This window comes from Bradyrhizobium sp. HKCCYLRH2047, from assembly GCF_051168175.1.
Taxonomy (GTDB): domain Bacteria; phylum Pseudomonadota; class Alphaproteobacteria; order Rhizobiales; family Xanthobacteraceae; genus Bradyrhizobium.
On record NZ_JBNPUM010000006.1, the window covers coordinates 419,010 to 445,499 of the forward strand.

Here is a 26,490-nt window from a genome sequence, read left to right on the forward strand (position 1 = left end):
CGCGGTGGCAAGGATCAGGCGACGACGGCATTGTCACGGCGCACGGCCTCAGGCTGGGTTGTGAGGCCGCGCAGGCGGCCCAAGAGGTCGTCGGGCTCTTTCGGTGCGGCCATGCCACGCCAGGCGATGTGGGAATCCGGCCGCACCAGCAGCAGGCTTTCGGCAAAGCCATAGCCGGCCGCGGCCCGGTCGACGTCGACCACAGTCAGGGGAACGCCATGCCGAGCTGCGGCCTCGACGAGCGCCGTGACATCGACGGCCGGATCGAACCGGACCAGCGTGTAGGCCGGGCCGAGCGCATCCAGCAGCGATCGGCCATCGGCGAGCCACACATGAGGGGCGCGTGCGCCCGGCACCGTGGACGCAGTGAAATGGCCCATGCCGTAGGGCGGCGGCGTCTCGCCATCGTACGAAATGGCCGGTGACCGGTCATAGTAGTAGCCGAAGTTCAAGCCGGCGCAGCAATATTGCTGCACGTTGAGATCGTAGGCGGCCTTGCCGACCTTGCTACGCGCCGCGTCGCCGACGGGGCCCTCCATTTCGACCTCGGCAGGCACGGCGCGCCGCTGGCTCATCACGGCGAGCGCATGGTTCATCGCGAAGTGCGACACCTGCTCGGTAATCGGCTGACGCTCCGCCTCATAGGCGTCCAGCAGGGCGGGGGCAGCCCAGCCGTGCAGCACGCCGGCGAGCATCCAACACAGGTCGACCGCATCGGCGATCCCCGCATTCATGCCGTAGCCGGCATAGGGAATCCACAGATGCGCGGCATCGCCACAGATGAAGGTGCGGCGATCGCGGAAGCGGTCCGCCACCAGGCGGCGTCCGATCCAGTCCTCCTTGCTGATGATCTCATACTGGAAACGGTCGTCGACGCCGAGAATGGTGCGCAGCGCCCAGTCGCGATCGACACTGTCGAATTCGACTTCCTCGGCCGCGAGGTGGTTGTGGATCAGCCAGTTGTCGCGGCCGTCGATGGAGACGGTAGTGCCGCAGCGCCGCGGGTTGAGCGACATCGTCATCCAGGCCGGCTTCTGGGTGATCAGGTCCTTCAGCGCGGGGGCACGGATGTAGGTCGACTGCACCCGCTGTACGACATCGGTGCCGCCGAGCCGTGCGCCGATCAGCTTGCGCACCGCGGAGCGGCCGCCATCGCAGCCGATCAGATAATCGGCCGAAATGGTGATGTCCTGGCCGGTGTCGAGATCGCGCGCCCGCGCGATCACGCCGTCTTCATCCTGGTCGAACCGATCGACCTCGACGCGGTTGAGAATCGTGATGCCGCGTTGCGCCTCGGCGCAAGCGAACAGGATGGGCTCGAGATAGATCTGGTTGATGCGATGGGGCGGCTCGGGCGTCGGCCAATCGGTGTCGGGTCCACCGGTCGCCGTATAGCGATCCTGGCGGGACGGAATCGGAATGCGGGTCAGCTCGCGGCCGACGACCGCGGTGCGATAGGCGCAGTCGTTGGGAAAGTCGGCCGGCAGGCCGCCTTCGCGCACGTGTTGGACGATACCAAGGCGGCGGAACACCTCCATGGACCGCGCGGAAACGTGGTTGCACTTCACGTTGGGCGGCTCTCCGGCGCGCCTGATCTCGGCGACGACGACGTCGATGCCGCGCGAGGCAAGGTCCATGGCGGCGGTCAGCCCGACCGGGCCGGCACCCACGATGAGCACCTGGGTTTGAATCGTCTTCATGTCAGTTCTCTTTTTAATTTGAACCTAGGCACGCTCGGCTGTCGAAAGCGTGTCCCGCTGCGCGTCGCCGGCGCTCGGAAGACTGCCGCGCATGCCAAGGACGGCAAGGCCGAGGATCACCAGTGCCGAGAACAGCTGCGGCACCGCGCTCGCCTGAAACAGCGAGGACACGTCCCATTTCGCCGCGAGCATCAGCCCGCCGAGCGTGACGCCGAGGATCGAGCCGAAGCGGCCGATGCCGAGCGCCCAGCCGATGCCGGTGCCACGGATGTAGGTCGGATAGATCCGCGCCGCGTAGGCGTTGCAGCCGATCTGTCCGCCGATCACGGCGACGCCGGCGATGAAGACCGCGGGCACCAGGATCGGCAACGAGGCGCCGGCGATGCCGATGGTGACGATCGAGAGGAAGCCGGCGACGTAGGTCACGAACAGGACGCGATCGAAGCCGAACCGTTCGATCAGCAGGCCGAGCCCGACGGTGCCGAGCATGCCGCCGAGCTGAAAGGCGACGCCGACCGCGATCGCCGCCTGGACGTCGAGGCCGACACCATGCGTCAGCGTCGGCAGCCAGCTGTTGAGGAAATAGATGTCCATCATGTTCATGAAGAACATCACCCACAGCAGCAGGGTCGGGAGCAGGCGCCGCTTGGTGAACAACTGCGGCAGCAGGAAGCCCCTGCCGCTCTCCTCGACGATGGTGAACCGCGCATCGGCCGGAAGCTGGGCCGTGGGATCGATGCGCGCCAGCAGCGTGCGCACGCGTTCGCTGCTACGCGGATCGAGCGCCATCAGTGACAGCGATTCCGGCAGCCAGACGATCAGGACCGGACAGAGGATGAGCGGCAGAGCGCCGCCGATGACAAAGATGATCTGCCAGCCATAGGCGGTGATGAGCTTGGCCGCGACCGCTCCGCCGATCGCCGACCCCAGCGACACGGTCATGAACATCAGCATGATCAGCAGGGTCCGACGACGCTGCGGGGAATACTCGCCGGTCAGCGCGATGGTGTTGGGCAGGACGCCGCCGAGCCCGATTCCGGTGGCGAAGCGGAGGATGACGAGATCGGAGACGCTGGTGGCCTGCGTCGTCGCCAGGGAGCCGAGCGCGAACACGAGAACGCCGGCCACCACCAGCCATTTGCGTCCGAGATAGTCGGCCAGCGCGCCGAACACCAGCGAGCCGATCATCACGCCGAACAGGGACGCGCCGAACACCGGCCCCAACGCGCCCGGCGCCAGATGCAGATCCTTGCTGAGGGCAGGGGCGACGAAGCCGAGCGCCTGGGCATCGAAGCCGTCGAGCCCGACGACGAGCGCGCACAGGCAGATCACCCTGATCTGGAATCCCGACAGCGGCCGCTCGTCGACGTAGCGCGTGAGATTGATCGCTTGCGTCAAATGTCCCTCCCCATGTGCTTGTTGTTGCCGGGCCGCTTCGCCGCTCCGGCTGTTTGCAAATATGTTGCATGATCAAACTCTTTCGATTAGCCACAAAATTCTCATTCATTCATAAGGAAAGCTAATGCCCCCGACCCTGCGGCAACTGGAGGCCCTGGTCCTGGTGTATCGGCTCGGCAGCATCACCAGGGCGGCCGCCGAGCTGCGCGTCACGCAGTCGGCGATCAGCCTCTTGATCCGGCAGATCGAGGAGAACTTTCAGCTCAAGCTGTTCGAGCGCACGACGCGGGCGCTGCACCCGACGGCGGCCTGCCGCGAGGCGATCACCGCCGCCGAGCGCATCCTGGCGGGAGCGCAGGGGCTGTCGCAGCGGATGCGCGACCTTGCCGAGATCAAGGCCGGCCGGATTTCCATCGCGGTCTCAGCGGGCGTGGCGTCGGCGCTGCTGCCACGCGTGTTCGCGACCTTCCGGTCGCGCCATCCCGAGGTGAGGATCGACCTGCGTGATGTCGCGCCTGACGAGCTGCTCGCGATCGTGATGGCCGGGCAGGCGGAGTTCGGCCTCGGCAGCGTCGAGGACGAGGGCGAGCCGGAGGTCCGGATCGACACACTGATGCAGAGTCCGCTGTCGGCCATCGGCATCAAGGACGGCCGGTTCGAGAAGCACCGCCGCCTGACGTGGGACGGCATCATGAGCTCCGAGCTGATCACGATGCGTCACGGCACGCGGATCCGCAGTCAGATCGACGAGGCGCTGGCGCAGACGGGGCGGGCGCTGAAGCCGGCCTGGGAGGTGTCGCTGATCACCACCGCGCTGGCGCTCACGGCGGAGGGCGCAGGCCTGAGCATCCTGCCCGCGCACATGCTGCCGAAGGCACAATTTCCGACGCTCGTTGCCATCCCCCTGTCGCAGCCGACGATCCATCGGCACGTCTCGCTCTTGAGCCGCGCCGATTTCGGATTGTCGCCCGCCGCGCAGCGCTTCGTCGAGATCGCGAAGGCCGTGCTGTCGCGCAAGGGCGGCTGATCACGGCTTCGGAGACGGGGGACGCTCCTTCTCCAGTCGCTTCGCCTCGTTCCACAATTCGTCCATCTCGTCGAGCGAGGCTTCTTCGAGGCTGCGGCCCTTGGCCGTCAGCGCCTGTTCGATGTGCGCGAAGCGGCGCTCGAACTTGGCGTTGGTGCCGCGCAACGCGGTCTCCGGATCGACATCGGCATGGCGGGCGAGATTGACCAGCGCGAACAGGAGATCGCCGGTCTCTTCGGTCAGCTCGGTCGCATCTCTGTTGTCGAGGGCGGCCTCGATCTCGTCGGCCTCCTCGCGGATCTTCTGCAACACGGCACGCGGATCGTTCCAGTCGAAGCCGACGGTCGCGGCCTTGCGCTGCAGCTCCATCGCGCGCACCAGCGCCGGCTGTCCGGCCTTGATCCCTGCCAGCAGCGAGGACTTGCTCGTCCGCTCCTCGGGCGGGCGGCGCGCGGCGCGCTCGGCCTTCTCCTCGGCCTTGATGCGGTCCCAGGTGCCCTTGGTGGGCTGGGTGACGTTGCCGTCCTTGTCCGGGAACACATGCGGATGGCGGCGGATCATCTTCCTCGTGATGCCCTCGACGACGTCGCCGAACGCGAACGCGCCTTGCTCCTCGGCGATGCGGGCGTGATAGACCACCTGCAGCAGGAGATCGCCGAGCTCCTCGCGCAGATCGTCGATGTCGTCGCGCGTGATCGCGTCGGCCACCTCATAGGCTTCCTCGATGGTGTAGGGCGCGATCGTCTGGAAGGTCTGCTCGACGTCCCACGGACAGCCGGTGACCGGCGTGCGCAGCGCCGCCATGATCTCGATCAGGCGGGAGATGTCGCGGGAAGGGATCATGGGCAGGTCCTGACAGCATCGTTCGATCCTGTCCTGTATGCCCCAAGCGGCGCGCGGCTCCCAGCAAAAAGGCCATGACGCGGGATCGCTCCGCAGGTTGGCCCGACCCGTCGATGATGCTAAGCGGGAGCCATGAATGAGCAGGACACGACGGCCCTGGTGCTGTTCTCGGGCGGGCAGGATTCCACGACGTGCCTGGCCTGGGCGCTCGACCGCTTCGCGCGCGTCGAGACGATCGGATTCGCCTACGGCCAGCGCCATGCGATCGAACTCGCCTGTCGCGACCGGCTGGTCGAGGGCATCGTGCGCCTGCGTCCCGACTGGGCGGTCAAGCTCGGTGACAGCCACACGCTGGACATTCCGACGCTGGCTGCGATCTCGGAGACGGCGCTGACGCGCGACGTCGCGATCGAGATGGGCGCCGACGGCCTGCCCAACACCTTCGTGCCGGGCCGCAACCTGGTGTTCCTGACCTTCGCGGCGGCGCTCGCCTATCGCCGCGGCATCCGCCACATCGTCGGCGGCATGTGCGAGACGGACTATTCGGGCTATCCGGACTGCCGCGACGAAACCATCAAGGCGCTGCAGAACGCGCTGAGCCTGGGCATGGCGCGCGCGTTCGAGCTGCACACGCCGCTGATGTGGCTGTCGAAGGCCGCGACCTGGCAGCTGGCGCACGATCTCGGCGGCACCGGCCTCGTCGACCTGATCCGCGACCAGTCGCACACCTGTTATCTCGGTGAGCGCGGCGCGCGGCACGATTGGGGCCATGGCTGCGGGCAGTGTCCCGCCTGCGAGCTGCGCGCCAAGGGATGGCGCGAGTACATCGCGGCGGGCGGGCCATCCTGAATCGGAAGCGGGGCCCTCGAGCCCCGCGGAGAGTTGCGCGACAGACGAGCGCTCAGGCGGCTTCGGTGTCCGACGGCTCGCGCTGGCTGACGATGACGAGATCGGCATCGGCGACGTCGTGGCCGTCATCGGCCTGGTTAGCGGCAGCGGAGGCCGCCTGCGCAACGAGACGCGCGGTGATCTCGTCCTTGGCGTCCTTGCCGCTCTTCTCCCAGGCGGGTGCGTTCAGCACCACGATGTCGTCGTCCTCCGCGGCATCATCCTGATCGGCGGGCACGATCGATGGCGACTTCGCCGGAGTATCGACGACACGCAGGGTCGGGGCCCCGGCTTCGACCGGCTCGTCCTCGGCTGAAGCCGTTTCGTCTTCGGCCATTTCGGGCTGGGCCGGCTCGACGGGCGTGGCCTCTTCGGCGGAGGCGTCGGTTTCGGCGCTCGCCATTGCCTCAGCAGCTTCGGCGGGCTGCTCGGCGGCCGCGGCGGGGCTCTCTGCGGCAGGCGCCTCATCAGCCGGCGCGAGGCCGAGATGCTGCGAGATCTCCTTGATCATGCGGTCGATCGCCACCAGCACGCGATATTCCGGGATCGAGGCCATGTGCTGCTCGAACCGGTTGCGCGCATATTGCAGCGAGTCGATCACGTCGGTGGCGATGGAGGAGCCCGACGCCTCGGTGCCGTGCAGGGCGCCCGCGGCCTTCTCGGTCGAGCTTTCGATCAGCAGGAAGGCCTCGTATTGCGGAATCGATTTGAGCTTCTCGTGATAGTCCTGGCGCACGCCGGCGAGCGTGTCGACGATGGTGGCGAACTCTGGCGCGGGCATTTCGACGTCCCCCTCAACTTCAGCAAAGAAGATGCGGGACGCTACGGACGCACTGATGAATGTTCAATTTCGAACGAATACGGCTGTTCGCGGCATGAATAGCCGGCCGTTAAGATCGGCCCACCAAAAGCAGGATCGCCCGCTCACCGGGCATTAAGCATTCTTACGACGCGCACGAGGCCTCAACCGACGAAATCCTCGGGCTTGAGCTCGATCGGCCTGCCATGCGGGGTGCGATCGGCAGCGTGATCCCAGGCATTGCGGTAACGCGTCAGCGCGTCCGCGGAGGTGACGCCCTTCGCGGCGACGAGCCGCTCGAGCGTCGCCAGCCAGTGCCGGTAATAGGTATCGCCGCAATCGGGATCACCAGACGCTTGCGCGCGCGAAATCTCCTCGGCGAGCGCAGCCGCCCATTCGGGCCAGGTGAAGAGGCCGCGGGCGTGCAGCGTGACGGCCATCGCGAAGGCGTGCGCTTCCCACGGCTCGCGAAACACGGGCCCACTGTCATCGACGGGAATGCCGGGCAGGGCGCGCGTCGCCGCGACCGCCGCCTCACGGTCCGGTGTCATCGGGCTGGCTCCAGATAGGGCTCGAAGGCGTCGACCGTCACCTCCAGCAGCGGATCGGGCGCGTCGGCCCACAGCTCGACGCCGCTGAACGACACCGTGTAGAGCCATTGCGGGTCTTCGCCGCCGCCATGGGCGTTGCTGTCGGGAAACACGTGCACGCCCCGGATCGCCTCGATGCGGCCGAGATGGCCGCGCACATAGCGCGGCAGCCGCGTATGCGTCGCCGGATGGATGTCCTTGGCGCGCACGCGGTCGCCGACGGCGAACCGCGCCGGCTTGGTTTCCGCGCGTTCGGTCGGACCGCCGCGACGCAGGGTCGCCGCGACGGCATCTGCAGTGAGGATCCTGGCGACGGGCCTGGCCGGATGCAGCGCCTCGCCGGCGGCGATCTCATCGGCGTCGACCAGATGCCGCTCCTGCATCAGCCGTTCGATGCCCGCGAGCCAGATCTGGTAGTAGCTCATGCCGAGGTAATCGTCCGGCGGACGGTTCTCGCGCGCGAAGCGCGACATGTCGATGTTCCAGCCGCCGGGCGTCGCCATTGCCAGCGTCATGGCGAACGCACGACGCTCCCATTCGGCGTGAAACACCGGCTCGTTCGGCTCGGGGCGGACCGGACCGAAGCCGGCGACGCCGCCCATGTCATGCGCGCCATCCATCAGCTACCGACCTCATGCGGTTGCTTCGGCAGCCCGGTGCCGATCATGCTGTCGCGCGTGACGAGTTCGGCGAGCTGCTCCGCGCTCCAGCCGTCGGTCCCCGCGGGACGCATCGGCAGCACGAAATAGCGGACCTCGGCGGTCGAATCCCACACCCGGATCTTCGTCGTCGGCGGCAGCTCGAAGCCGAAATCCTTCAGGACGCCGCGCGGATCCTTCACCGCCTTGGCGCGATAGGGCGCCGATTTGTACCAGACCGGCGGCAGGCCGAGCACGGGCCACGGGTAGCAGGAGCACAGCGTGCACACGACCATGTTGTGCAGATCCGGCGTGTTCTCGACCGCCACGATGTGCTCGCCCTGGCGGCCGGCATAGCCGAGCTCACCGATCGCCGGCGTGGCCTCGGCAAGAAGGCGCGCCCGATAGGCGGGATCGGTCCAGGCCCGCGCCACGACCTGGGCGCCGTTGCGGGGACCGACCTTGCTCTCATAGGTCTCGATGAGCACGTCGAGCGCAGCAGGATCGATATACCCCTTCTCGGTCAGGATGCTTTCGAGCGCGCGAACGCGCAGATCGGTCTCGGACAGGTCCGAGTGATCGTGCGGATGGTCGTGATGGTGATCGTGATCCGTCATGACTCAACCATAGGCGTAATCGGGCACCGCTGTCGAGCCGAGGTGGCTCCCTCGGTGCGTGCCGCCGTGTTCAACGGCCGCCGCAGCCGTGCGGCGGTCAGAATGCCGAGCGTTGCGTCCTCGGCCGTTGACGCGACGGCGCGGGACGCAGATGTGATCGGGGTCGCTCCATTGCCGCCATCCCGGGCTGTTCAAATCGGGGCCCAGATATGGTTCGTAGGGCCTACGTTGTCCCGATCGGGCGCGAAAGCGACAGAGGTTTGAGGTTCATCAATGCCGAACGACGTCTCCCGCCGTGATCTTGCAAAGCTGGCCGGGCTGGCGGCCCTTGGGGCGGCCAATGGCCCGGCGCAGGCGGAGGAGAGCGCGGTGAAGGAGGATGCCGGGCGGCGGTTTCCCGCCGATTTCGTGTGGGGGACGGCGACGTCGTCGTATCAGATCGAGGGCGGGGCCACGGCCGATGGCCGCGGACCGTCGATCTGGGATGTGTTCACGCATCTGCAGGGCAACATCGAGGACGGCAGCACCGGCGACGTCGCCTGTGATCACTACAACCGCTACAAGGGCGACGTGAGGCTGATCAAGGAGCTCGGCTGCCGGGCCTATCGGTTCTCGATCGCCTGGCCCCGGCTGTTTCCCGACGGCGGGCTGACGCCCAATCCGAAGGGCCTCGACTTCTACAACCGCCTCGTCGACGAGCTCCTGGCCAACGGCATCACGCCGTACGCAACGCTGTATCATTGGGATCTGCCGCAGGCGCTGCAGGACCGGGTCGGCGGCTGGCTCTCGGCCGACACGGCCAGGGCCTTTGCGCATTATGCGGGCTACGTCGCGCAGCATCTCGGCGACCGTGTGAAGACCATCTTCACGATCAACGAATGCGGCCGCTTCATCCCGTTCGGCTATGGCCTCGGCGTCGACGCGCCCGGGCTGAAGCTGCCGCAGCAGCAGGTCAACCAGGCGCGCCATCACGTGGCGCTGGCGCACGGTCTCGCCGTCCAGGCCATCCGCGCCAGCGGGCAAACCGGCATGCGCGTCGGCATGGCCGAGAACATCACGGCCTGCCTGCCGGCGATCGACACGCCGGAGAACATCCGCGCCGCCGAGATCGCGACGCGCGAATTGAATGCGGGCTTCCTCAACGTCATCCTCGAGGGGCGCTACACGGACGGTTTCCTGGCGTGGTCCGGCAAGGATGCGCCGAAATTCACCGCCGACGAACTGAAGATCATTTCAGCGCCGGTCGATTTCGTCGGCCTCAACATCTACGCGCCGCAAGCCTATGTCGTCGCGTCGGACCGCGCGGCCGGCTTCGACGTGCTGCCGATGCCGTCCTCGTTCCCGCATATGAGCTCCCCCTGGCTGCAGGTCGGTCCGGAGACGGCCTATTGGGTGCCGAAGCTCGCCGCCAAGATCTGGAATCTCCAGACCATCTACATCACCGAGAACGGCACCTCATCGGACGACAAGCTGACCGCCGACGGCAAGGTCCACGACCTCGACCGCGTGATGTATCTGCGCAATTATCTCGCCCAGCTCCAACGCGCAACGTCCGAGGGCGTGCCCGTGAAGGGCTACTTCCTGTGGAGCCTGCTGGACAATTTCGAGTGGGTGTTCGGCTACAAGCAGCGTTTCGGCATCTATTACGTCGACTTCGACACCCAGGTGCGCACGCCCAAGCTCAGCGCGTCGTACTACCATCACGTGATCAGCCGCAACGCCGTGAGCGCGTGAAGCGCCGCGACGTCACCCGGGGGTCCAGCCGGACCCAGTCCACGCCATTCAGGCGGCCAATGTGCCCTCGGCACCCGACGCATTGAGTGTCGGCGCGCCGGACTTCACGCCGCGATTGCAAATCCATGATGCGGAAAGCACACCTTGTGCGACTCTTTTGCGCGCACGCAGTTTTCGTGGCGAAAGCTGGCTGCAGATGACTTAAACCGGCAATCTGCCGGCCCCTCAAGCGAGTTTTCCAGCATGCAAGTTTCCGTTGTCTGTCCGCCAGCCGTCCGCGCGGGCGTTCTGTTGTGCGTCCTCGGAGTGATCGCTGGCTCCAGCGCCTGGGCCCAGGGAGCCGCGAACGATGCGGCCAAGCCCGCCACGGAGCAGTCTGCCGCGCCGACGGCCGACAAGCCCGCAGAGCAGCCCTCGGACGCCGCCGGCAAGCCGGCGGCTGCGGCCGAGCCTGAGAAGACGGCCGAGAAGCCCGCCGAGCCGGCCGCTGTGGACACCAAGCCCGTTCAGTCCACTGACAGCGCCAGCCCGCAGCCGGCGGACAAAGTATCGACCGAAAAAACCGCGACGGATGTTGCGGCCGAGAGCAAGCCGGCCGAGGCCAAATCCGAGACCAAGGTCGAACCGAACTCCGCCACCGACGTCGGCCAGAAGCCGGCCGTGACCGAGTCGAAACCGGCAGAGCCCGCTCCGGCCGTTCAGCCCTCCGCCGTCGCCAAGGACGCGCCCGTACCGGAGAAGCTCGAAGGGAAGGCCGAGGAGAAGGCGGCGGAGAGCAAGCCGGCGGCCGCTGCGCCGGCGGAACAGCCGGCCACCGCTGCCGAGGCGAAGCCTGCGGTAGCGCCGGCCGAGCCCAAGACATCCGAGCCGCCGGCCGCGGCGCCTTCAGCGGCGGTACCGCAGACGGCGGCCGTGAAGCAGGATACCGCAGCCCCGTCGGCCAAACCCGAACGGCACGGCAAAGCGAACGCGCATGCTCATCACACCGAGGACGACGCCAAGCCGGCCAAGCGCAAGCTCCGCGCCCGCAGCAAGCCCGAGAGCGAAGCGAAGCGGGAAGCGAAGAGGGGTGGTGTCAGTTGCAAGAGCTTCCGCACCTACGATGCGGAGAAGGGCACCTATCGCGGCTACGACGGGCGCGTTCACACCTGCTCGTAAGGACCGGTCGGCAAATGGGCGCATCGGCAGCGGAAAGGCCGCTACCGATGGCCGCTGCCGATCACACCATCAACGCGGCATCGGCGGCTGAATGCCCGAGGTGTTGCGGGTAAAGAGTGTCCCGAACGTCGAACCCTGCGGCTGCGCCGGCTGCGGCCGGGCCATTCCCGTCGTGGTCCGCTGCTGCGGCGTGACGATGATCTGCTGGGGCGGGCCTGGGGGGACCGTGCCGCGTGCCTGCACCGCCTGGTTTGACATTCGTGACACCAGTCGCATCAGCTGATCCTGGCCGGCCTGTAGCTGCTCGATGGCGCGGGTGTGATCGCGGCTGGCCTGATCCTGTGTGGACTTGATCTGTTCGATGCCCTGCTGCAGATCGGCGATGTCGCGCGCCATCCTCTGCATCAACGTCGCGGGCTCGCGGGAGCCGGTGGTGTCTTCCGCTCCCCTCAGCGAGGCATTCGACATCATGGCATCCTCGCTGCCCTGCTGAGCCGTCGCCTCGTCCTGCGTCGCTTCGCTGGCGCCCGGCATCCAGCGGTCCATCAGTGACGTGCCGACGTCGCGCTGCGACCAGGCGACCGAGCCGCCGACCAGCACGACCAGCAGCGCGAGACCCACGGCGTTGCGCCCGCGCAGCCTGCCGAGGGGGGCCTTCACCCGCGCCCAGCGGCTGGCCCCGGCGTCTGCCGCCCCGCTCGTGCTCGCTGCCGCCGCGGCATCCGCCGCCATGCCGGGCTTCTCGATCGCCGCGAGCCGCGTATCGATCCGGGTCAGCACCTCGCGCAGGACCCGCCGGTACAGTTGATCGTAGCTCGCCTTCTCGGGCTTCTCAGGGGCGAGGCCGATCTCGCTCTGATCAATCTGTTGCACGTTCTGTGTGGACTGCATTGCTGATCCCCAAACCCTTGGCCCGCCGCCGACGCCGATGTTCTCTTTGAATTTTCAAACGTGACTCGACCCGCCGCTTTGGCCGAAAGCAAGACAGCGTCGTGACGAGGAGAGGGCCTTTTCGGACCATCTCTCCCTCGCTGCAGCGCCAGTCGATCGCTTCGAGAGGCATCAATCGGCCTTTGGTTGCGCGCTGCCGAGCCTTCGAGGTACTATCCGACCGATGTTTTTGGGGGATTGGGGCCGGTGCAAAGCTTGATTGTCATTGCGCGCGCAGTGTTGTGCGCAGCGTTCGTCGTTCTGTCTGCTCACGCGCAGGCCGTGCCCTTGGATGAGGCCACGCGCAAGGCTGAACTGATGGCCGCCTGGCAGGCAGCGAGCCAAGCGGGCACCGACGGACCAAGCGACATCGTGCTGATCGACCAGGGCACGCTGAAGCTTCCGGCCGACTACTTCTACGTCCCGAAGAACGAAGGCCTGCGGGTCCTTCGCGCGCTCGGCAACGTCGTCAACGACGCGACCTTCGTCGGGCTGGTCGTCGGCAGGCGCCAGAACGACGACTGGATGGTGGTCATCAAGCACATCAAGGAAGGCTACATCAAAGACGACGATGCCAAGAGCTGGAACGCGGACGATCTCCTGAGCAACCTCCGCGCCGGCGCCGAAGAGGCGAACAAGGACCGTGCGGCGCGCGGATTTCCGGAAATGGCCGTGATCGGCTGGGTCGAGCCGCCGGCCTACGATGCCACGACGCATCGTCTCGTCTGGTCGCTGCTCGCCAAGGAGAAGGGCCAGCCCGACGATGCGCCGAAGAACGTCAACTACAACACCTACGCGCTCGGGCGTGACGGCTATTTCAGCCTGAACCTGCTGTCCGGCTCGGAGCGGATCGCGGGCGACAAGGCTGTCGCGCACGAACTGCTGTCCGATCTCTCCTACAATGCCGGCAAGCGCTATGAGGATTTCAGCGCCGGCACGGATCGGATTGCCGAATATGGCTTGCTGGCGCTGGTCGGCGGCGTTGCCGCGAAGAAGCTCGGGCTGCTGGCGCTGGCCGGTGCGTTCGTCCTGAAGTTCGCCAAGATCATCATCTTCGCCGTCGTCGGCGCCGGGGCCGCGGTCATGAACTTCCTGCGCCGCAAGCCGCGCGGCGACAACGCGGGCGGGCCCGCGTGAAGGCACTCCTGCTGATCCTGTTCTCCGGCCTGAAATGGGGGAAGCTCGCCATGAGCGGCGGCACGATGCTGCTGTCGCTGGTCGTGTATGCGGGCATCTGGGGCTGGCGCTACGCGGCGGGTTTCATCGCTCTGCTGTTTGCTCATGAGATGGGGCACTACGTCGCCGCGCGCCAGCGCGGTCTCGACGTCGGCGCTCCCGCCTTCATCCCGTTCGTCGGCGCCTGGATCGCGCTCAAGGAGAGCAGCCGGTCGACGTCGAGACGGAGGCCTATGTGGCACTCGCCGGTCCGCTGGTCGGGACCGCCGCGGCGCTCGCGGTCTATTTGTTGGCAAGATCGGAAGACAGCAATCTGCTGCTCGCGATCGCCTATTCCGGCCTGTTCCTCAACCTGTTCAACCTGCTGCCGATCTCGCCGCTGGACGGCGGCCGCATCACCAGCGTGCTGAGCCCGCGCATCTGGCTGCTCGGCGTTCCCTTGCTGCTGGCCTTGATGCTCTATCGGCCGAGCCCGATGCTGTTCATCATCGCCATCCTCGCAGCCCCGCAACTGATGAAGGCCTGGCGCTACGATCCCGGCGCGCCCGAGAACGTTGCTTATTACGGCACAACGCTGCAGACGAAGCTCGAATATGCCGGGACGTATCTCGCGCTCGCGGCGCTGCTCGCCGTCATGACCTACGACGTGCACGAGATGCTTGGACACTTGCGCCAGTTTGGCTGAGTTGAGGTCGCCGCTTCAGACGAGAAGCTTCATGTAGATCGAGGGCACCGGCACCGCCTGGTCGTAAGGACGTGGGCCTTCTGCGACTCGGAATATCCGTTGCTGCAATGCAGCGGATGTGTCTGGGCGGCGCGCAGGAACGAGGCAGTCTTGTAAGATGTTCCATGAGCCATGAGCGCGGCGCGCTATCACAATGCGCTGAGCGCAGAGCACGTTGCCGGATGTTCCCTTGCCCACTGGCATATCGGAGACCAAAGTTGGGCCTGCCCGTCAGAGGCATAAGGATTCGGGAGGTTTCATGATTTCGCTCAAGTCCATCTTGCTTGCGAGCTGCGCAACTGCGCTCGTCTCCTCGGCCGCCATGGCCGCCGATCCCATCAAGATCGGCGTCATCGCAGAAGCCCAGGCCGTCGCCGGCTCGTCGATCGCCCCCGCCGCTCAACTGGCCGCCGAGGAGATCAATGCCAAGGGCGGCGTCGACGGGCGCAAGATCGAGATCGTCGTCTACGACAATCACTCCTCCTCGGCGGAATCGGTGCGTGCCTTCCAGCGCGCCGTCAGCGAGGACAAGGTCAACGCCGTCATTGCGAGCTACATCTCCGAGGTCGTGCTCGCCCTGGAGCCGTGGGCCGGGCGCCTCAAGACGCTGATGATCACGCCCGGCGCCGCTTCCGACGTCATCACCCAGAACATCGCCAAGAACTACGACCAGCTCAAATACACCTTTCATGGCTATCTGACCTCGACCTCGCTGGCCGGCCTCGTCTGCGACGCCGCCAAGGATCTGCTGGTCGAACCCTACAAGATGAAGACCGCGGTAATCATGAGCGAGGATGCGGCGTGGACGACGCCGCTCGACGCCGGCTACGAGAAGTGCCTGCCGGAGATCGGGCTGAAGGTCGTCGACCATATCCGCATGTCGCCTGATACCACCGACTTCACACCGATCTTCAACAAGATCGAAGGCCTGAAGCCGGACGTCATGATCACCGGCATCTCGCATGTCGGCACCCAGCCGACCGTGCAGTGGAAGAGCCAGCAGGTGCCGATCCCGATGTTCGGCATCTCCTCGCAGGCGACCAACTCGACCTTCTGGAAGGACACCAACGGCGCCGTCGAGGGCGTCATGTACAATGCCGTATCGGGGCCGGGCGTCGCGGTGACGCCGAAGACACTGCCGTTCGTGGATGCCTATCAGAAGAAGTTCGGAAACTTCCCATCCTATGCCGGCTACACCTCCTACGACGAAGTCTACATGATCGCGGACGCGATCCATCGGGCCGGCGGCACCGATCCCGACAAGATGGTCGAGGCGATGGAAGCGACCGACTATGTCGGCACGATTGGCCGCATCGCCTTCAAGCCGAAGGGCGATCCGAACCCGCATGCGCTGCGGACCGGCAAGGGCTACATCACCGGACTGATGCTGCAATGGCAGAGCGGCAAGCAGGTCAACGTCTGGCCCAAGGAGCTCGCCGCCGGCACCGCCACGTGGCCGTCCTTCATCAAGCTCAAGGCGGCCAGCAACTGACGCATCGCGGGGCCGCTCCTTCAAGGAGCGGCCCATTTTCTTGGTGCCTCAGTCTGACGTTGCGGATCGATTTTCAATGCTTTTCTGGCAGATCTTGATCGATGGCTTTGCCATCAGCGCGCTGTATGCCCTCGGCGCGACAGGTTTCACGCTGATCTTCGGTGTCTCGGGCGTACTCAACCTTTCCCACGGCGCCATCATGGTCGGCGCTGCGGTCGCCGCCTGGGCCGCCGCCAGCGAGCTCGGCGTCGGGCCCTATACGGGAGCGCTGATCGGCGTCCTCGCCGGCTTCATCCTGGCGTTTGCCACCTACTTCATCGCCGTCAGGCCGATCCAGCGATCGAAGGTCATCGCCGAGTCCGAGAAGGAGATCTTCATCCTGACCGCGACGCTGCTGTGGGGCATCATCATCCAGGAGGCGATCGCGTATCTGTTTACCAACAACGCCAAGACCGTGCTGCCCATCGTCGAGGGCGTGACCACGGTGTTCGGCGTGCGTACGCCGAAGAACGAGTATTTCACCGCCGTGATCTGCTGGGTCGCGATCGGGCTGCTGTGGTTCCTGGTCAACCGCACCAGGCGCGGCAAGGCCGTGATGGCGGCGTCGATGAACCCGCGCGGCGTCACCTTGCTCGGCATCGAGCTGTCGTCGATCTATCTCACCGTCTGGGCGATCTACGGCCTGCTGGCGGGAGTGGCCGGGATCCTGCTCGGCATGTTCCTGGGCGTCAGCTCCTACAGCGTCGGACCGCTGACGGCGAGCGCGTTCTCGATCGTCGTGCTCGGCGGTCTCGGCAGCGTGTCAGGCTCGCTGATCGCGGCCTATGTCGTCGGCTATCTCGAGACCGGAACGGCCTATCTGATCTCGCCGGCCTACCGGACGATCCCGGCGCTGCTGCTGCTCGTCATCGTCATGTATTTGCGCCCGCAAGGGCTGTTCGGACGGAGGTGAGCATGCCTGCATTCGTTATGTCGCGGCTGTTCTGGATCGCGCTCCTGACGGTGATCGTGGCTCTGATCCTGCCAACCTACGTCTCAGGCTACGTCCTCGGGCTGCTGACGGTCGCGTACTACACGGCCGTGTTCGCGATGTCCTGGGACCTGCTGTTCGGCTTCGCCGGCGAGGTCAATTTCGGACCGACCTTCCTGATCGGCGTCGGCGCCTATACGGCCGGCATTCTCGATGCGCACTTCTCGCCGGGCCTGTCGATCTGGCTGTGCATCGCCGCCGGCGCACTGGCGGCGGTCGTCGGCGGCGTCGTGCTGGCGCTGCCGGCGCTGCGCGTCAGCGGGCCTTATTTCGGCCTGACCACGCTGGTGGCCGTGCTGATGTTGCAGAACTTCATCGTCGTTGCCGCAGGGCTGACCGGCGGCGAGATCGGCCTCGCCGTGCCGGACGTGATCTCGATCGATGCCAGGACCAACTACTGGATCGCGCTCGGCTTCATGCTGGTGAGCGGAGCGATCCTGTTCGGCTTGTCGCGCAGCGCCATCGGGCTGATCCTGCAGGCGAGTGGCCAAGACAAGATCCAGGCCGGCGCGCTCGGCTTCAATGTCACCAAGCACAAGCTCGCCGCCTTCGTCGTCAGCGCGTTCTTCTCCGGGCTCGCCGGCGCGCTGATGGTGTTCTACATGGGCACGGCCTCGGTCTCGACCTTTGTCGATGTCGGCGTCGGCGTGCAGATCATCATCGCCGCCGTGCTCGGCGGCCGGCGCACCGTCATCGGCGCCGCGATCGGCGCGATCTTCCTGATCGGCATGGGCGAGCTGCTGCGGCCGCTCGGCGAGCTCGCGACCCTCATCGTCTCCGTGATTGCGCTCGTGGTCATCCTTTTCTTCCCCGACGGCTTCCTCGGCATGATCAGGGGAGGGGCCAAGGCATGAGTGGCGCTCCGATGCTGGAGGTCAACGGCCTCACCAAACGGTTCGGCGGCCTCGTCGCCGTCAAAAATTTGAGCTTCTCGATCCGGCCCGGTGAGATCCTCGGCCTGATCGGGCCGAACGGCTCGGGCAAGTCGACCGCGATGAAGAGCGTCATGGGCGTCGAGCGGCCGACCGCGGGCTCGGTCAAGCTCGACGGCGTCGAGCTCGCGGGCCTGCCGTCGCATCGCATCGCGCGCATGGGCGTCGGGCTGGTGTTCCAGCATTCGCGACCGCTGGCGCGCCAGACCGTGCTGGAGAACATCAAGGTCGCGCTGCTGCCGGACAAGCTGACGCGGCTGTTCGCCGACAAGGACGTCGATGCGCGCGCACGGGCCATTGCGGAGCGCGTCGGCCTCGGCGGCGTCATCGACCGGCGGCCGCCGACACTGGCGTTTGCCGATCTGCGCCGGCTCGAGCTTGCGAAGGCGGTGGCGCGCAGCCCGAAGCTGGTGCTGGTGGACGAGCCTTTCGCCGGCCTCACGGCGTCCGAGGTCGCCGACTTCTCCGAGCTCATCCGCGAATTCCGCGACGACGGCCACGCCGTGCTGCTGGTCGACCACAACGTCAAGAGCGTGTCGGCGCTGGTCGACCGCGTGCTGGCGATGTATCTCGGCGAGAAGATCGCCGAGGGCAGGGCGACCGAGGTGATGCAGGACGAGACGGTCCGGCGCGTCTATCTCGGCGGCGCGCTGGTCTCGACCGCGCGGCCGGAGGCGAGCTTCAAGGACGTCACGCCGGCGCTGCAGGTCGACAAGGTCGGCGTGCTCTACGGCAAGGCGCAGGCGCTCCAGGACGTGTCGCTGCACGTCCATGAGGGCGAGTTCGTCTCGGTCGTCGGCCTCAACGGCGCCGGCAAGACGACGCTGTTCAACGCCATCTCGGGCCTGGTGCCATATTCGGGCGAGGTGAAGTGGGCAGGGCGCAGCCTTGCCGGCGGCACGGCGGCGCAGATCGCCCGCTCAGGCATCGTGCAATGTCCGGAGACGCGCGAGTTGTTCGGCGACATGAGCGTGCGCGAAAATCTCGAGCTCGGCGGCAATGCGCTGGCCGACACCGAGCGTGCCGAGCGGCTCGAATGGCTGTTCGGGCTGTTTCCGATCCTCAAGTCGCGGCAGCCGCAGCTGGCGCGCACGCTGTCCGGCGGCGAGCAGCAGATGCTGGCGATCGCGCGGGCGCTGATGATGAAGCCGAAGCTCCTGATCCTCGACGAGCCGACGCTCGGGCTCGCGCCGGTCATCCTGGAGACGCTCTCGAAGGCGCTCGACCGACTGCGCGAGACCACCAAGATCACGGTGCTGCTCGGCGAGCAGAACGTCACCTTCGCGCTCCCGCACGCCGACCGCGTCTACGTGCTGGATCACGCCAAGATCGTCTGGGAGGGCCCGCCGGATCGGTTCGAGGCCGAGGCTGCGGCGAACTATCTGTGAGGGGTGAGCGGAGAGTGTGGGGGTGAAGCGGGAGGACCACGCACCAGCCGCTGACGTCGCGGCCTATCGCGCCGTCGAGCTGATCTATCACTCCTACCTGACCGGCCTCATCCTGATGCTGTCCTCGCGAGCCGGCGCACAGCGTGCCGCGGAGATCGTCTTCCGGACCTTCCGCCGCCAGCAACTGGCTCGCTTCCTGCCGGGGTTGACCAAGCTCGGTCTCGACGGTCTGCCGCACGCGGTGGCATGCGCGCAGTACCATTACCTGTCCAACCAGGTTGGCGGCGTGAAGGTCGAATACGTCTACGAGAACGATCGCAAGGCGTGGGTGCGCTATCCGCCGCCGCGCTGGATCTGGTCGGGGACGGCGATCTGCGGCATTCCCTCGGAGGTGTCGCGCGCGATGCTGCGCGGATGGCACGCCAACAATGGCGTCGTCCTCGGCAATCCCAGGCTCGGCTTCGTCTGCACCGGGCAGACCGTCGACGGCCAGCCCGGCCTCGAAGGCTACTACAAGGAATGGGATCACGATCTCGCGCCGGACGAACGTCTTCAGTTCTCGCCGGGCGAGCGTTGCCCGGCTTTCGATCCGGCCCGCGCTCCCAAGCTCGCGGAGAATGCCTGGCCCGAAGAACGGCTCCTCAAGGTGCTCCGCAACTATGCGATGGAGTATATCACCTCGATCGTGCCGGAGACGGTGGCCGTGCTCGGCCCGGAGGAAGGCGGCCATCTGGCCGGCGCCGCGGCGAGGCTGATCGGCATGCATACGTTCGACGAGGTCGCAGCGCTTCTTGGCGGCGTCGAGCCTGGCGCCGCAGGGTTCGCAAAGGCGTTCGCGCGACTGGCCCGCGGCCAAGGCGACGACGCAGAGCTGTCGCCGGATCGCGACTCGATCCTCGTACGCCAGACGTCCTGGCGTCTGATGTCCGAGCGGGACAACCTCCCGCCAGCCGTGTTCGAGGCCTGGAGCGAACTCTGGGTCGGCACGGCGCTCGCGCACGACCGATTCATGAGGATCGACATCGTCGAGCGGCGCGACCGGGGCGACGCGCACTGGGCCTGGCGATTTCGCTGATCGCAAAGTCCGCACATGCCTGCGCGTCCGGGAGAACCGTGCCGGAACTTCTTAGAAGCGAGGCGGGCGGGCCTGAGGCGGCCGGGGTGGGAGGCGCACGGCTGCGCCAACCGTCGTGGCCTCGGTCTTCGCCCCCCGGACCGCGCGCACCAGCTGGTCCTGGCTTGCCTGCAGCTGTTCGATCGCCCTGGCCTGATCGCGGTTAGCTTGCTCCTGGCTGGACTTGAACTCCTGGAACCCGCTCTGCAGTTCGGCGACATCATGCGCGATCTTCTCGATCAGTGGCATAACGTCCCGGTCGGGAGCGGGCGGCATGTCACGCTCCGACGTTGCCTCCGCCATCGCGGAGGATGGATCGCTGGAGCGCGTTGATGATGCTGACGGTGACGTCTCCGGTGTTGGCGAAACGGATGGTGATACGGATGGTGATGGTGAGGCAGGGGCCGTCTCGGCCACACTCGATCCGTTCGCCGCCGTCTCCAGCGTCACGGCTGGATTCGCCGTCTGAGCGTTCTCGCGCCGGATGGATTGAACCGCCGCTTCGATCCGGTCGGTGACGGAGGTGATGGTCTCGGTATGGTCCCGCGCCAGGGTGATGGCCGCGCCGACGAGCCCGGCCGACGCCATCAGCGTGATCATGGCCCGCAATACGGGCCGGCGCCGGGCCGGAGGAGGCGTTTCCAGGTGCTCGATGCCTGCAGCGGGTTCGGCAGCCTCGACAGCATCTGCGGCGGCCTGGGCCTCGATGGCGGCGATCCGCTGATCGATACGTGCGCGCACCTCGGCCAGCACCCGCTGATAGATCTCCTCGCAGACAGCGTCGTCAGGCGGCAGCGCGACATCACCCGGATCAACTTCCTTCGACGTCGACTGAACTGGCATGTCTTCGGATCCCATTCACGATACGCCCGTGCCCAATCCTGAAGGATGCGGTTTTGACCTCTGGGCTTTGACCAAACGAAGACTGCGGGGTGACGAGGCGGGGGCGATTTCGCACAGGCGCCGACGTGCGCTTGGCGGGCCGATGTGCGGCTTCCACCGTCAGGCAACCGCCCATAGCCAATTCGCATAAGGTATATTATGGAATATTTATATGCTGAGGGAGTTCAATGGCTTGGCGCCGAATCCTCGAATTTACGGCAGCCGCGGGCCCTTAAGACCCCCCCGGCCAGCCCAAGCTGATGGGCGCTCGCCATCGCCGAGACTCGCGCTGCGCATGGGGCCTGCTGCGAACGCCGATATTGCTGCTGCGGCCCATCGCTGCAATAAGCGCAGGCGACGTCGCTGATGTCGCAGGATTCGTCCGGCGATGCTTGCGGCGGCGCGATGCAACGAGAAGAAGCTTCTCCAGGGAGAAACGAGAATGAGCCTGTCACGACGCGCGCTGTTGAAGGCCTCCGCGGCGTCAGCCGTACTGGGTGGAATTGGCACCGTCGCAGCGCCGCATGTGGCGCGCGCTGAGAGCGCCGAGTTCACGTACAAATACGCCAACAACCTCCCCGACTCCCATCCGCTCAACGTCCGCGCCAAGGAGATGGCGGCGGCGATCAAGGCCGAGACCAACGGCAAGTTCGACCTGCAGATATTCCCGAACAACCAGCTCGGTTCCGACACGGACATGCTGAGCCAGATCCGCTCCGGCGGCGTCGAGTTCTTCACGCTCTCGGGCCTGATCCTCGCGACCTTGGTGCCAGCCGCGTCGATCAATGGCATCGGCTTCGCGTTCCCGGACTACGACACGGTCTGGAAGGCCATGGACGGCGATCTCGGCGCCTATGTGCGCGGCCAGATCAACAAGGCCGGCCTGGTGGTCATGGACAAGATCTGGGACAACGGCTTCCGCCAGACGACGTCGTCGACCAAGCCGATCAACGGTCCGGATGACCTCAAGGGCTTCAAGATCCGCGTGCCGGTGTCACCGCTGTGGACCTCGATGTTCAAGGCATTCGAGGCGGCGCCCGCCTCGATCAATTTCAGCGAGGTCTATTCGGCGCTGCAGACCAAGGTGGTCGAGGGCCAGGAAAACCCGCTGGCGATCATCTCCACCGCCAAGCTCTACGAGGTGCAGAAGTACTGCTCGCTGACCAATCACATGTGGGACGGCTTCTGGTTCCTGGCGAACCGCCGTGCCTGGGAGGCCGTGCCGGCCGACATGCGCACGATCGTCGCCAAGCACATCAACGCGGCCGCCGTGAAGGAGCGCGAGGACGTCGCCAAGCTCAATGCCGGCCTGCAGGCAGAGCTCGCGTCGAAGGGCCTGACGTTCAATCAGCCGACCGTCGCGCCGTTCCGCGACAAGCTGCGCACCGCCGGCTTCTATGCCGAGTGGAAGGGCAAATACGGCGACGAGGCCTGGGCGCTGCTCGAAAAGGCCGTCGGCAAGCTGTCGTAGCCCCCCCGAGCATGATCCGGAAAAGTGGAGACCCGGTTTTCCGAAAAGATCATGCTCAAAACAAGAATGGCGTAGGGCGCGTTCGGGTGACGTCATGGCGCATGCCGAGTTCACGGAAATTGCGATCAGCGAGGTGATCATCGAGACCCCTCGCCGCCGGTCCTGGCTCGACGGCCTGGAGGCCCTGCTCGGCCTCCTCGTCGAGATCCCCGCCGCGCTGCTCGTCGTGGCCGAGATCGTCATCCTGTTCGCGGGCGTCGTGGCGCGCTACGTCCTGCACCAGCCGCTGATTTGGTCGGACGAGCTGGCCTCGATCCTGTTCCTGTGGCTCGCAATGCTCGGCGCCGCGGTGGCGTTCCGCCGCGGCGAGCACATGCGGATGACGGCAATGGTGGCGCGCGCCAGCCCCGGCTTGCGCGCCTATCTCGATCTGGTCGCGACGAGCGCGGCGCTGGCGTTCCTGGTCATGATCGCCTGGCCGTCCTGGGAGTACGCCTACGAGGAAAGCTTCATCACCACGCCGGCGCTGCAGATCGAAAACATCTGGCGCGCCGCCGCACTGCCGGTCGGCGTCGGACTGATGGCGCTGTTCGCCCTCATCCGTCTCGCCCGCACGGCCAGCGTCAGGACGATGCTGCTGGCCGTCGTCTCCGTCGTAGCCATCATCGCGCTGTTCTGGGTGGCGCAGCCGCTGCTGAAGCCGCTCGGCAACATCAACCTCGTGATCTTCTTCGTCGGCGTGGTCGGCTTGTGCGTCTTCGCCGGCGTGCCGATCGCGTTCGCTTTCGGGCTCGCGATCTTCGGCTATCTGGCGCTGACGACGCGCACGCCGCTGATGGTGCTGGTCGGGCGTATGGACGAGGGCATGAGCCACCTCATCCTGCTGTCGGTGCCGCTGTTCGTCTTTCTCGGATTGCTGATCGAGATGACCGGCATGGCCCGCGCCATGGTCGCGTTCCTGGCAAGCCTCTTGGGGCACGTCCGCGGCGGGCTGCATTACGTGCTGGTCGGCGCGATGTACCTCGTCTCGGGCATTTCCGGCGCCAAGGCCGCCGATATGGCCGCGGTCGCGCCGGTGCTGTTTCCGGAGATGAAGGCGCGCGGCGCCAGGCCCGGCGATCTCGTCGCCCTGCTCGCCGCCACCGGCGCGCAAACCGAGACCATTCCGCCGAGCCTGGTGCTGATCACCATCGGCTCGGTCACCGGCGTGTCGATCGCGGCGCTGTTCACCGGCGGCCTGCTGCCGGGCGTGGTGCTGGCGATCACGCTGTGCACGCTGGTGTGGTGGCGCTACCGCAACGAGGACATGAGCGGCGTCCGCCGCGCCAGCGGAGCCGAGATCGGCAAGGCCTTCATCGTCTCGCTCCCTGCCCTGGCCCTGCCCTTCGTGATCCGCGCGGCCGTCGTCGAGGGCGTCGCGACGGCGACGGAGGTCTCGACCATCGGCATCGTCTATGGCGTGCTGGCGGGCCTCCTGGTCTATCGCCGCTTCGACTGGCGCCGGCTGATGCCGATGCTGATCGAGACGGCGGCGCTGTCCGGCGCCATCCTGCTGATCATCGGCACCGCCACCGGCATGGCCTGGGGCCTGACGCAGTCCGGCTTCTCGCGCGCGCTGGCGGCCGCGATGACCGGGCTGCCGGGCGGCCCGGCGACGTTCATCGCGGTCTCGATCGTCGCCTTCACGATCCTCGGCAGCGTGCTCGAGGGCATTCCGGCAATCGTGCTGTTCGGGCCGCTGCTGTTTCCGATCGCGCGTGCCGTCGGCGTGCACGAGGTGCATTATGCCATGGTGATCATCCTGGCGATGGGCATTGGCCTGTTCGCACCGCCGTTCGGGGTTGGATATTACGCCGCCTGCGCGATCGGTCGGGTCGATCCCGCCGAGGGCATCCGCCCGATCTGGGGCTACCTGCTGGCGCTTCTCATCGGCCTCATCGTGGTTGCGATTTTTCCGTGGATTTCGATCGGGTTCCTGTAAACTCTTCAGATGACGAGGGAGGGTGGTGATGAGCACGAACCAGTACAAGCTCGGCCTGGACAAGACGCCGGCCAACTACGTGCCGCTGACCCCGCTCAGCTTCCTGGCGCGCAGCGCGGCCGTCTATCCCGACCACGTCAGCACGGTCTATGAAGGCCGCAGCTTCACCTGGCGCCAGACCTATGAGCGCTGCCGGCGCTTCGCGTCCTATCTCGCGGGACGCGGCATCGGCACCGGCGACACCGTGGCGGCGATGCTGCCGAACATCCCGGCGATGAACGAGGCGCATTTCGCCGTGCCGATGGCCGGCGCCGTGCTCAATACCCTCAACATCCGCCTCGATGCATCCTCGATCGCGTTTCAGCTCGATCACGGCCAGGCCAGGATCATCCTGGTCGATCCCGAATTCTCTGCCGTGATCAGCGAGGCGCTGAAGCTGATGAGCGGCGCCAAGCCGTTCGTGATCGACGTCGATGACGCCTCCTATGCCGGCGGCAGCCGCATCGGCGAGATCGAGTACGAAGCCGCGGTCGCATCCGGTGATCCGAGTTTCGAGCCGCGCCGTCCCACTGATGAGTGGGACGCGATCGCGATGAGCTACACCTCGGGCACCACGGGCAATCCCAAGGGCGTCGTGACGCATCACCGCGGCGCCTATCTCAACGCCGTCAGCAACATTCTCGCCGGCGGCCTCGGCCAGCACCCGGTCTATCTCTGGACCCTGCCGATGTTCCACTGCAACGGCTGGTGCTTCCCCTGGACCATGGCGGCCGCGGCCGGCGTCAATGTCTGCCTGCGCAAAGTCGAACCGACGAAGATCTTCGAATTGATCAAGACCCACGGCGTCACCCACATGTGCGGCGCGCCGATCGTGTACAACGTGCTGATCAACGCACCCGACGCTCCCAAGGGCAGGCGAGAGAAGCCGGTGGTCGGCCTGATCGCCGGCGCCGCGCCGCCGGTCGCCGTGCTCGAAGGCGCCGAGAGCATCGGCATCAAGCTGACGCATGTCTACGGCCTCACCGAGGTCTACGGCCCCGCCTCCGTCTGCGCCGAGCAGCCCGGCTGGGATGACCTGCCGGCGCCGGAGCGCGCGCGGCTGAAGCGTCGGCAGGGCGTGCCTTATCCGTTGCAGGAAGCCGTCACGGTGCTCAATCCCGAGACGATGCAGGAGGTGCCGCGCGATGGCGAGACCATCGGCGAGGTCATGTTCCGCGGCAACATCGTGATGAAGGGCTATCTCAAGAACGAGAAGGCCACGCAGGAAGCCTTCGCCGGCGGCTGGTTCCATACCGGCGACCTCGGCGTGCTCGACGAGCACGGCTACGTCATCATCAAGGACCGTTCCAAGGACATCATCATCTCCGGCGGCGAGAACATCTCCTCGGTCGAGGTCGAGGACATCCTCTACAAGCACCCCGCCGTGTTGTTCGCCGCCGTCGTCGCCAAGCCCGATCCGAAATGGGGCGAGGTGCCCTGCGCCTTCATCGAGCTCAAGGACGGTGCTGAAGCCACCGAAGCCGAGATCATCGCCTATTGCCGCAGCCACATGTCCGGCTTCAAGACGCCGAAGGTCGTCGTGTTCGGCCCGATCCCGAAGACGTCCACCGGCAAGATCCAGAAGTTTTTGCTGCGCAACGAGGTCAACTCGGCCAAGGCGATCTCGGCGTAGGTGCCTCTGAGTAGGGCGGGTTCGCCGCAGGCGTAACCCGCCGTGCCAGTGCTGGAGGCTATGGCGGATTACGCTGCGCTAATCCGCCCTACGCGCGGCCAATGAACTGATGAGCTGCATCGACACGCGCGGTGCCCCCTCTCCCCTTGGGGGAGAGGGTGGTTTCGATGCAAAGCATCGAAACCGGGTGAGGGGTCGCCACGAACTCAGAGCGGAATGTGCGGCACGAACCCCCATTGGCGCTAACTTACCATTTTGCTGCCGGAAATGGATGATTCCTCGGTCGAGTGACTGACGAATCGCTTT

Annotated in this window: 23 protein-coding genes; 14 read left to right on the forward strand and 9 right to left on the reverse strand. The window is 66.3% G+C overall.

Annotated elements, in window-relative coordinates; all coding sequences use genetic code 11:
- Positions 1 to 14: 14 nt before the first annotated feature.
- Together ACQR1D_RS17555 and ACQR1D_RS17560 are read right to left on the reverse strand one after the other, a co-directional pair.
- Entirely contained in the window at positions 15 to 1,700 is a 1,686-nt protein-coding gene (locus ACQR1D_RS17555) for an FAD-dependent oxidoreductase (protein WP_434839886.1), read from the reverse strand.
- A 24-nt stretch (positions 1,701 to 1,724) separates the two neighbouring features.
- A complete protein-coding gene (locus ACQR1D_RS17560) occupies positions 1,725 to 3,098 on the reverse strand; it encodes an MFS transporter (protein WP_434839887.1) in 1,374 nt (457 codons plus the stop codon).
- 124 nt (positions 3,099 to 3,222) lie between these two features.
- On the opposite strand from ACQR1D_RS17560, the gene ACQR1D_RS17565 reads away from it, so the two are divergent.
- On the forward strand, positions 3,223 to 4,125 hold the full coding sequence (locus tag ACQR1D_RS17565) for a LysR family transcriptional regulator (protein WP_434839888.1): 903 nt from the start codon (positions 3,223 to 3,225) through the stop codon (positions 4,123 to 4,125).
- Here the strand turns inward: ACQR1D_RS17565 and mazG are convergent, their stop codons facing one another.
- On the reverse strand, positions 4,126 to 4,968 hold the full coding sequence (gene mazG, locus ACQR1D_RS17570; protein WP_434839889.1) for a nucleoside triphosphate pyrophosphohydrolase: 843 nt from the start codon (positions 4,966 to 4,968) through the stop codon (positions 4,126 to 4,128).
- Between the two features lie 132 nt (positions 4,969 to 5,100).
- Between mazG and queC the strand changes: the two genes are divergently transcribed.
- The gene (queC, locus tag ACQR1D_RS17575) at positions 5,101 to 5,817 is read left to right on the forward strand and encodes a 7-cyano-7-deazaguanine synthase QueC (RefSeq protein WP_316178718.1); all 717 of its coding nucleotides are present in this window, start codon (positions 5,101 to 5,103) and stop codon (positions 5,815 to 5,817) included.
- Between the two features lie 52 nt (positions 5,818 to 5,869).
- Here the strand turns inward: queC and ACQR1D_RS17580 are convergent, their stop codons facing one another.
- The 4 genes from ACQR1D_RS17580 to nthA form a co-directional block, all read right to left on the reverse strand.
- The gene (locus ACQR1D_RS17580; protein WP_434839890.1) at positions 5,870 to 6,637 is read right to left on the reverse strand and encodes a hypothetical protein; all 768 of its coding nucleotides are present in this window, start codon (positions 6,635 to 6,637) and stop codon (positions 5,870 to 5,872) included.
- 182 nt (positions 6,638 to 6,819) lie between these two features.
- Positions 6,820 to 7,206: a nitrile hydratase accessory protein gene (locus ACQR1D_RS17585; RefSeq protein ID WP_434839891.1), complete on the reverse strand. Its 387-nt coding sequence runs from the start codon at positions 7,204 to 7,206 to the stop codon at positions 6,820 to 6,822.
- The gene (nthB, locus tag ACQR1D_RS17590; protein ID WP_434839892.1) at positions 7,203 to 7,865 is read right to left on the reverse strand and encodes a nitrile hydratase subunit beta; all 663 of its coding nucleotides are present in this window, start codon (positions 7,863 to 7,865) and stop codon (positions 7,203 to 7,205) included. Before nthB ends, ACQR1D_RS17585 begins: the two co-directional genes overlap by 4 nt.
- Positions 7,865 to 8,500 (reverse strand): nitrile hydratase subunit alpha, encoded by a 636-nt coding sequence (gene nthA, locus ACQR1D_RS17595; RefSeq protein WP_315799958.1) that lies wholly within the window; start codon positions 8,498 to 8,500, stop codon positions 7,865 to 7,867. The genes nthB and nthA overlap by 1 nt, the downstream gene beginning before the upstream one ends.
- A gap of 273 nt (positions 8,501 to 8,773) precedes the next feature.
- Between nthA and ACQR1D_RS17600 the strand changes: the two genes are divergently transcribed.
- Together ACQR1D_RS17600 and ACQR1D_RS17605 are read left to right on the forward strand one after the other, a co-directional pair.
- Positions 8,774 to 10,234 (forward strand): GH1 family beta-glucosidase, encoded by a 1,461-nt coding sequence (locus tag ACQR1D_RS17600; protein WP_316215822.1) that lies wholly within the window; start codon positions 8,774 to 8,776, stop codon positions 10,232 to 10,234.
- Between the two features lie 243 nt (positions 10,235 to 10,477).
- Positions 10,478 to 11,392, forward strand: coding sequence for a hypothetical protein (locus ACQR1D_RS17605; RefSeq protein ID WP_434839894.1), 915 nt, complete (start codon positions 10,478 to 10,480; stop codon positions 11,390 to 11,392).
- A gap of 69 nt (positions 11,393 to 11,461) precedes the next feature.
- Here the strand turns inward: ACQR1D_RS17605 and ACQR1D_RS17610 are convergent, their stop codons facing one another.
- Positions 11,462 to 12,283 carry a hypothetical protein gene (locus ACQR1D_RS17610; RefSeq protein ID WP_316215820.1) on the reverse strand — a complete coding sequence of 274 codons (822 nt, stop codon included), beginning with the start codon at positions 12,281 to 12,283 and terminating at the stop codon, positions 11,462 to 11,464.
- Positions 12,284 to 12,604: 321 nt separating this feature from the next.
- Between ACQR1D_RS17610 and ACQR1D_RS17615 the strand changes: the two genes are divergently transcribed.
- The 7 genes from ACQR1D_RS17615 (at position 12,605) to ACQR1D_RS17645 (ending at position 20,139) form a co-directional block, all read left to right on the forward strand.
- Positions 12,605 to 13,459 carry a DUF2167 domain-containing protein gene (locus ACQR1D_RS17615; RefSeq protein ID WP_434839903.1) on the forward strand — a complete coding sequence of 285 codons (855 nt, stop codon included), beginning with the start codon at positions 12,605 to 12,607 and terminating at the stop codon, positions 13,457 to 13,459.
- A 274-nt stretch (positions 13,460 to 13,733) separates the two neighbouring features.
- Positions 13,734 to 14,183 carry a site-2 protease family protein gene (locus ACQR1D_RS17620; protein ID WP_434839895.1) on the forward strand — a complete coding sequence of 150 codons (450 nt, stop codon included), beginning with the start codon at positions 13,734 to 13,736 and terminating at the stop codon, positions 14,181 to 14,183.
- A 298-nt stretch (positions 14,184 to 14,481) separates the two neighbouring features.
- Positions 14,482 to 15,714: an ABC transporter substrate-binding protein gene (locus ACQR1D_RS17625; protein WP_315799963.1), complete on the forward strand. Its 1,233-nt coding sequence runs from the start codon at positions 14,482 to 14,484 to the stop codon at positions 15,712 to 15,714.
- 76 nt (positions 15,715 to 15,790) lie between these two features.
- Complete coding sequence (locus tag ACQR1D_RS17630) at positions 15,791 to 16,666, forward strand: branched-chain amino acid ABC transporter permease (RefSeq protein WP_315799964.1); 876 nt, start codon at positions 15,791 to 15,793, stop codon at positions 16,664 to 16,666.
- A 2-nt stretch (positions 16,667 to 16,668) separates the two neighbouring features.
- A complete protein-coding gene (locus ACQR1D_RS17635; protein ID WP_315799965.1) occupies positions 16,669 to 17,598 on the forward strand; it encodes a branched-chain amino acid ABC transporter permease in 930 nt (309 codons plus the stop codon).
- Positions 17,595 to 19,064, forward strand: a complete 1,470-nt coding sequence (locus ACQR1D_RS17640) for an ATP-binding cassette domain-containing protein (RefSeq protein WP_316215817.1) — start codon at positions 17,595 to 17,597, stop codon at positions 19,062 to 19,064. Before ACQR1D_RS17635 ends, ACQR1D_RS17640 begins: the two co-directional genes overlap by 4 nt.
- 22 nt (positions 19,065 to 19,086) lie before the next feature.
- Positions 19,087 to 20,139, forward strand: a complete 1,053-nt coding sequence (locus tag ACQR1D_RS17645; protein ID WP_434839896.1) for a hypothetical protein — start codon at positions 19,087 to 19,089, stop codon at positions 20,137 to 20,139.
- A 51-nt stretch (positions 20,140 to 20,190) separates the two neighbouring features.
- Here ACQR1D_RS17645 and ACQR1D_RS17650 read toward each other — a convergent pair whose 3' ends face one another.
- The gene (locus tag ACQR1D_RS17650; RefSeq protein ID WP_316215815.1) at positions 20,191 to 21,021 is read right to left on the reverse strand and encodes a hypothetical protein; all 831 of its coding nucleotides are present in this window, start codon (positions 21,019 to 21,021) and stop codon (positions 20,191 to 20,193) included.
- A 481-nt stretch (positions 21,022 to 21,502) separates the two neighbouring features.
- Here ACQR1D_RS17650 and ACQR1D_RS17655 point away from each other — a divergent pair, with 481 nt between their 5' ends.
- From ACQR1D_RS17655 to ACQR1D_RS17665, 3 genes are all read left to right on the forward strand, one after another.
- Positions 21,503 to 22,531 (forward strand): TRAP transporter substrate-binding protein, encoded by a 1,029-nt coding sequence (locus ACQR1D_RS17655; protein WP_316236482.1) that lies wholly within the window; start codon positions 21,503 to 21,505, stop codon positions 22,529 to 22,531.
- 94 nt (positions 22,532 to 22,625) lie between these two features.
- On the forward strand, positions 22,626 to 24,512 hold the full coding sequence (locus ACQR1D_RS17660; protein WP_434839897.1) for a TRAP transporter large permease: 1,887 nt from the start codon (positions 22,626 to 22,628) through the stop codon (positions 24,510 to 24,512).
- 28 nt (positions 24,513 to 24,540) lie between these two features.
- The gene (locus ACQR1D_RS17665) at positions 24,541 to 26,184 is read left to right on the forward strand and encodes an acyl-CoA synthetase (protein WP_434839898.1); all 1,644 of its coding nucleotides are present in this window, start codon (positions 24,541 to 24,543) and stop codon (positions 26,182 to 26,184) included.
- The last annotated feature ends 306 nt before the right edge of the window (positions 26,185 to 26,490 follow it).

Excerpts from the sequence above, each read along its gene's own strand:
- ACQR1D_RS17555 (WP_434839886.1), bottom strand. The coding sequence starts at position 1,700 with ATGAAGACGATTCAAACCCAGGTGCTCATCGTGGGTGCCGGCCCGGTC.
- ACQR1D_RS17565 (WP_434839888.1), top strand. The coding sequence starts at position 3,223 with ATGCCCCCGACCCTGCGGCAACTGGAGGCCCTGGTCCTGGTGTATCGG.
- mazG (WP_434839889.1), bottom strand. The coding sequence starts at position 4,968 with ATGATCCCTTCCCGCGACATCTCCCGCCTGATCGAGATCATGGCGGCG.
- queC (WP_316178718.1), top strand. The coding sequence starts at position 5,101 with ATGAATGAGCAGGACACGACGGCCCTGGTGCTGTTCTCGGGCGGGCAG.
- ACQR1D_RS17580 (WP_434839890.1), bottom strand. The coding sequence starts at position 6,637 with ATGCCCGCGCCAGAGTTCGCCACCATCGTCGACACGCTCGCCGGCGTG.
- ACQR1D_RS17585 (WP_434839891.1), bottom strand. The coding sequence starts at position 7,206 with ATGACACCGGACCGTGAGGCGGCGGTCGCGGCGACGCGCGCCCTGCCC.
- nthB (WP_434839892.1), bottom strand. The coding sequence starts at position 7,865 with ATGGATGGCGCGCATGACATGGGCGGCGTCGCCGGCTTCGGTCCGGTC.
- nthA (WP_315799958.1), bottom strand. The coding sequence starts at position 8,500 with ATGACGGATCACGATCACCATCACGACCATCCGCACGATCACTCGGAC.
- ACQR1D_RS17600 (WP_316215822.1), top strand. The coding sequence starts at position 8,774 with ATGCCGAACGACGTCTCCCGCCGTGATCTTGCAAAGCTGGCCGGGCTG.
- ACQR1D_RS17605 (WP_434839894.1), top strand. The coding sequence starts at position 10,478 with ATGCAAGTTTCCGTTGTCTGTCCGCCAGCCGTCCGCGCGGGCGTTCTG.
- ACQR1D_RS17610 (WP_316215820.1), bottom strand. The coding sequence starts at position 12,283 with ATGCAGTCCACACAGAACGTGCAACAGATTGATCAGAGCGAGATCGGC.
- ACQR1D_RS17625 (WP_315799963.1), top strand. The coding sequence starts at position 14,482 with ATGATTTCGCTCAAGTCCATCTTGCTTGCGAGCTGCGCAACTGCGCTC.
- ACQR1D_RS17630 (WP_315799964.1), top strand. The coding sequence starts at position 15,791 with ATGCTTTTCTGGCAGATCTTGATCGATGGCTTTGCCATCAGCGCGCTG.
- ACQR1D_RS17635 (WP_315799965.1), top strand. The coding sequence starts at position 16,669 with ATGCCTGCATTCGTTATGTCGCGGCTGTTCTGGATCGCGCTCCTGACG.
- ACQR1D_RS17640 (WP_316215817.1), top strand. The coding sequence starts at position 17,595 with ATGAGTGGCGCTCCGATGCTGGAGGTCAACGGCCTCACCAAACGGTTC.
- ACQR1D_RS17650 (WP_316215815.1), bottom strand. The coding sequence starts at position 21,021 with ATGCCAGTTCAGTCGACGTCGAAGGAAGTTGATCCGGGTGATGTCGCG.
- ACQR1D_RS17655 (WP_316236482.1), top strand. The coding sequence starts at position 21,503 with ATGAGCCTGTCACGACGCGCGCTGTTGAAGGCCTCCGCGGCGTCAGCC.
- ACQR1D_RS17660 (WP_434839897.1), top strand. The coding sequence starts at position 22,626 with ATGGCGCATGCCGAGTTCACGGAAATTGCGATCAGCGAGGTGATCATC.
- ACQR1D_RS17665 (WP_434839898.1), top strand. The coding sequence starts at position 24,541 with ATGAGCACGAACCAGTACAAGCTCGGCCTGGACAAGACGCCGGCCAAC.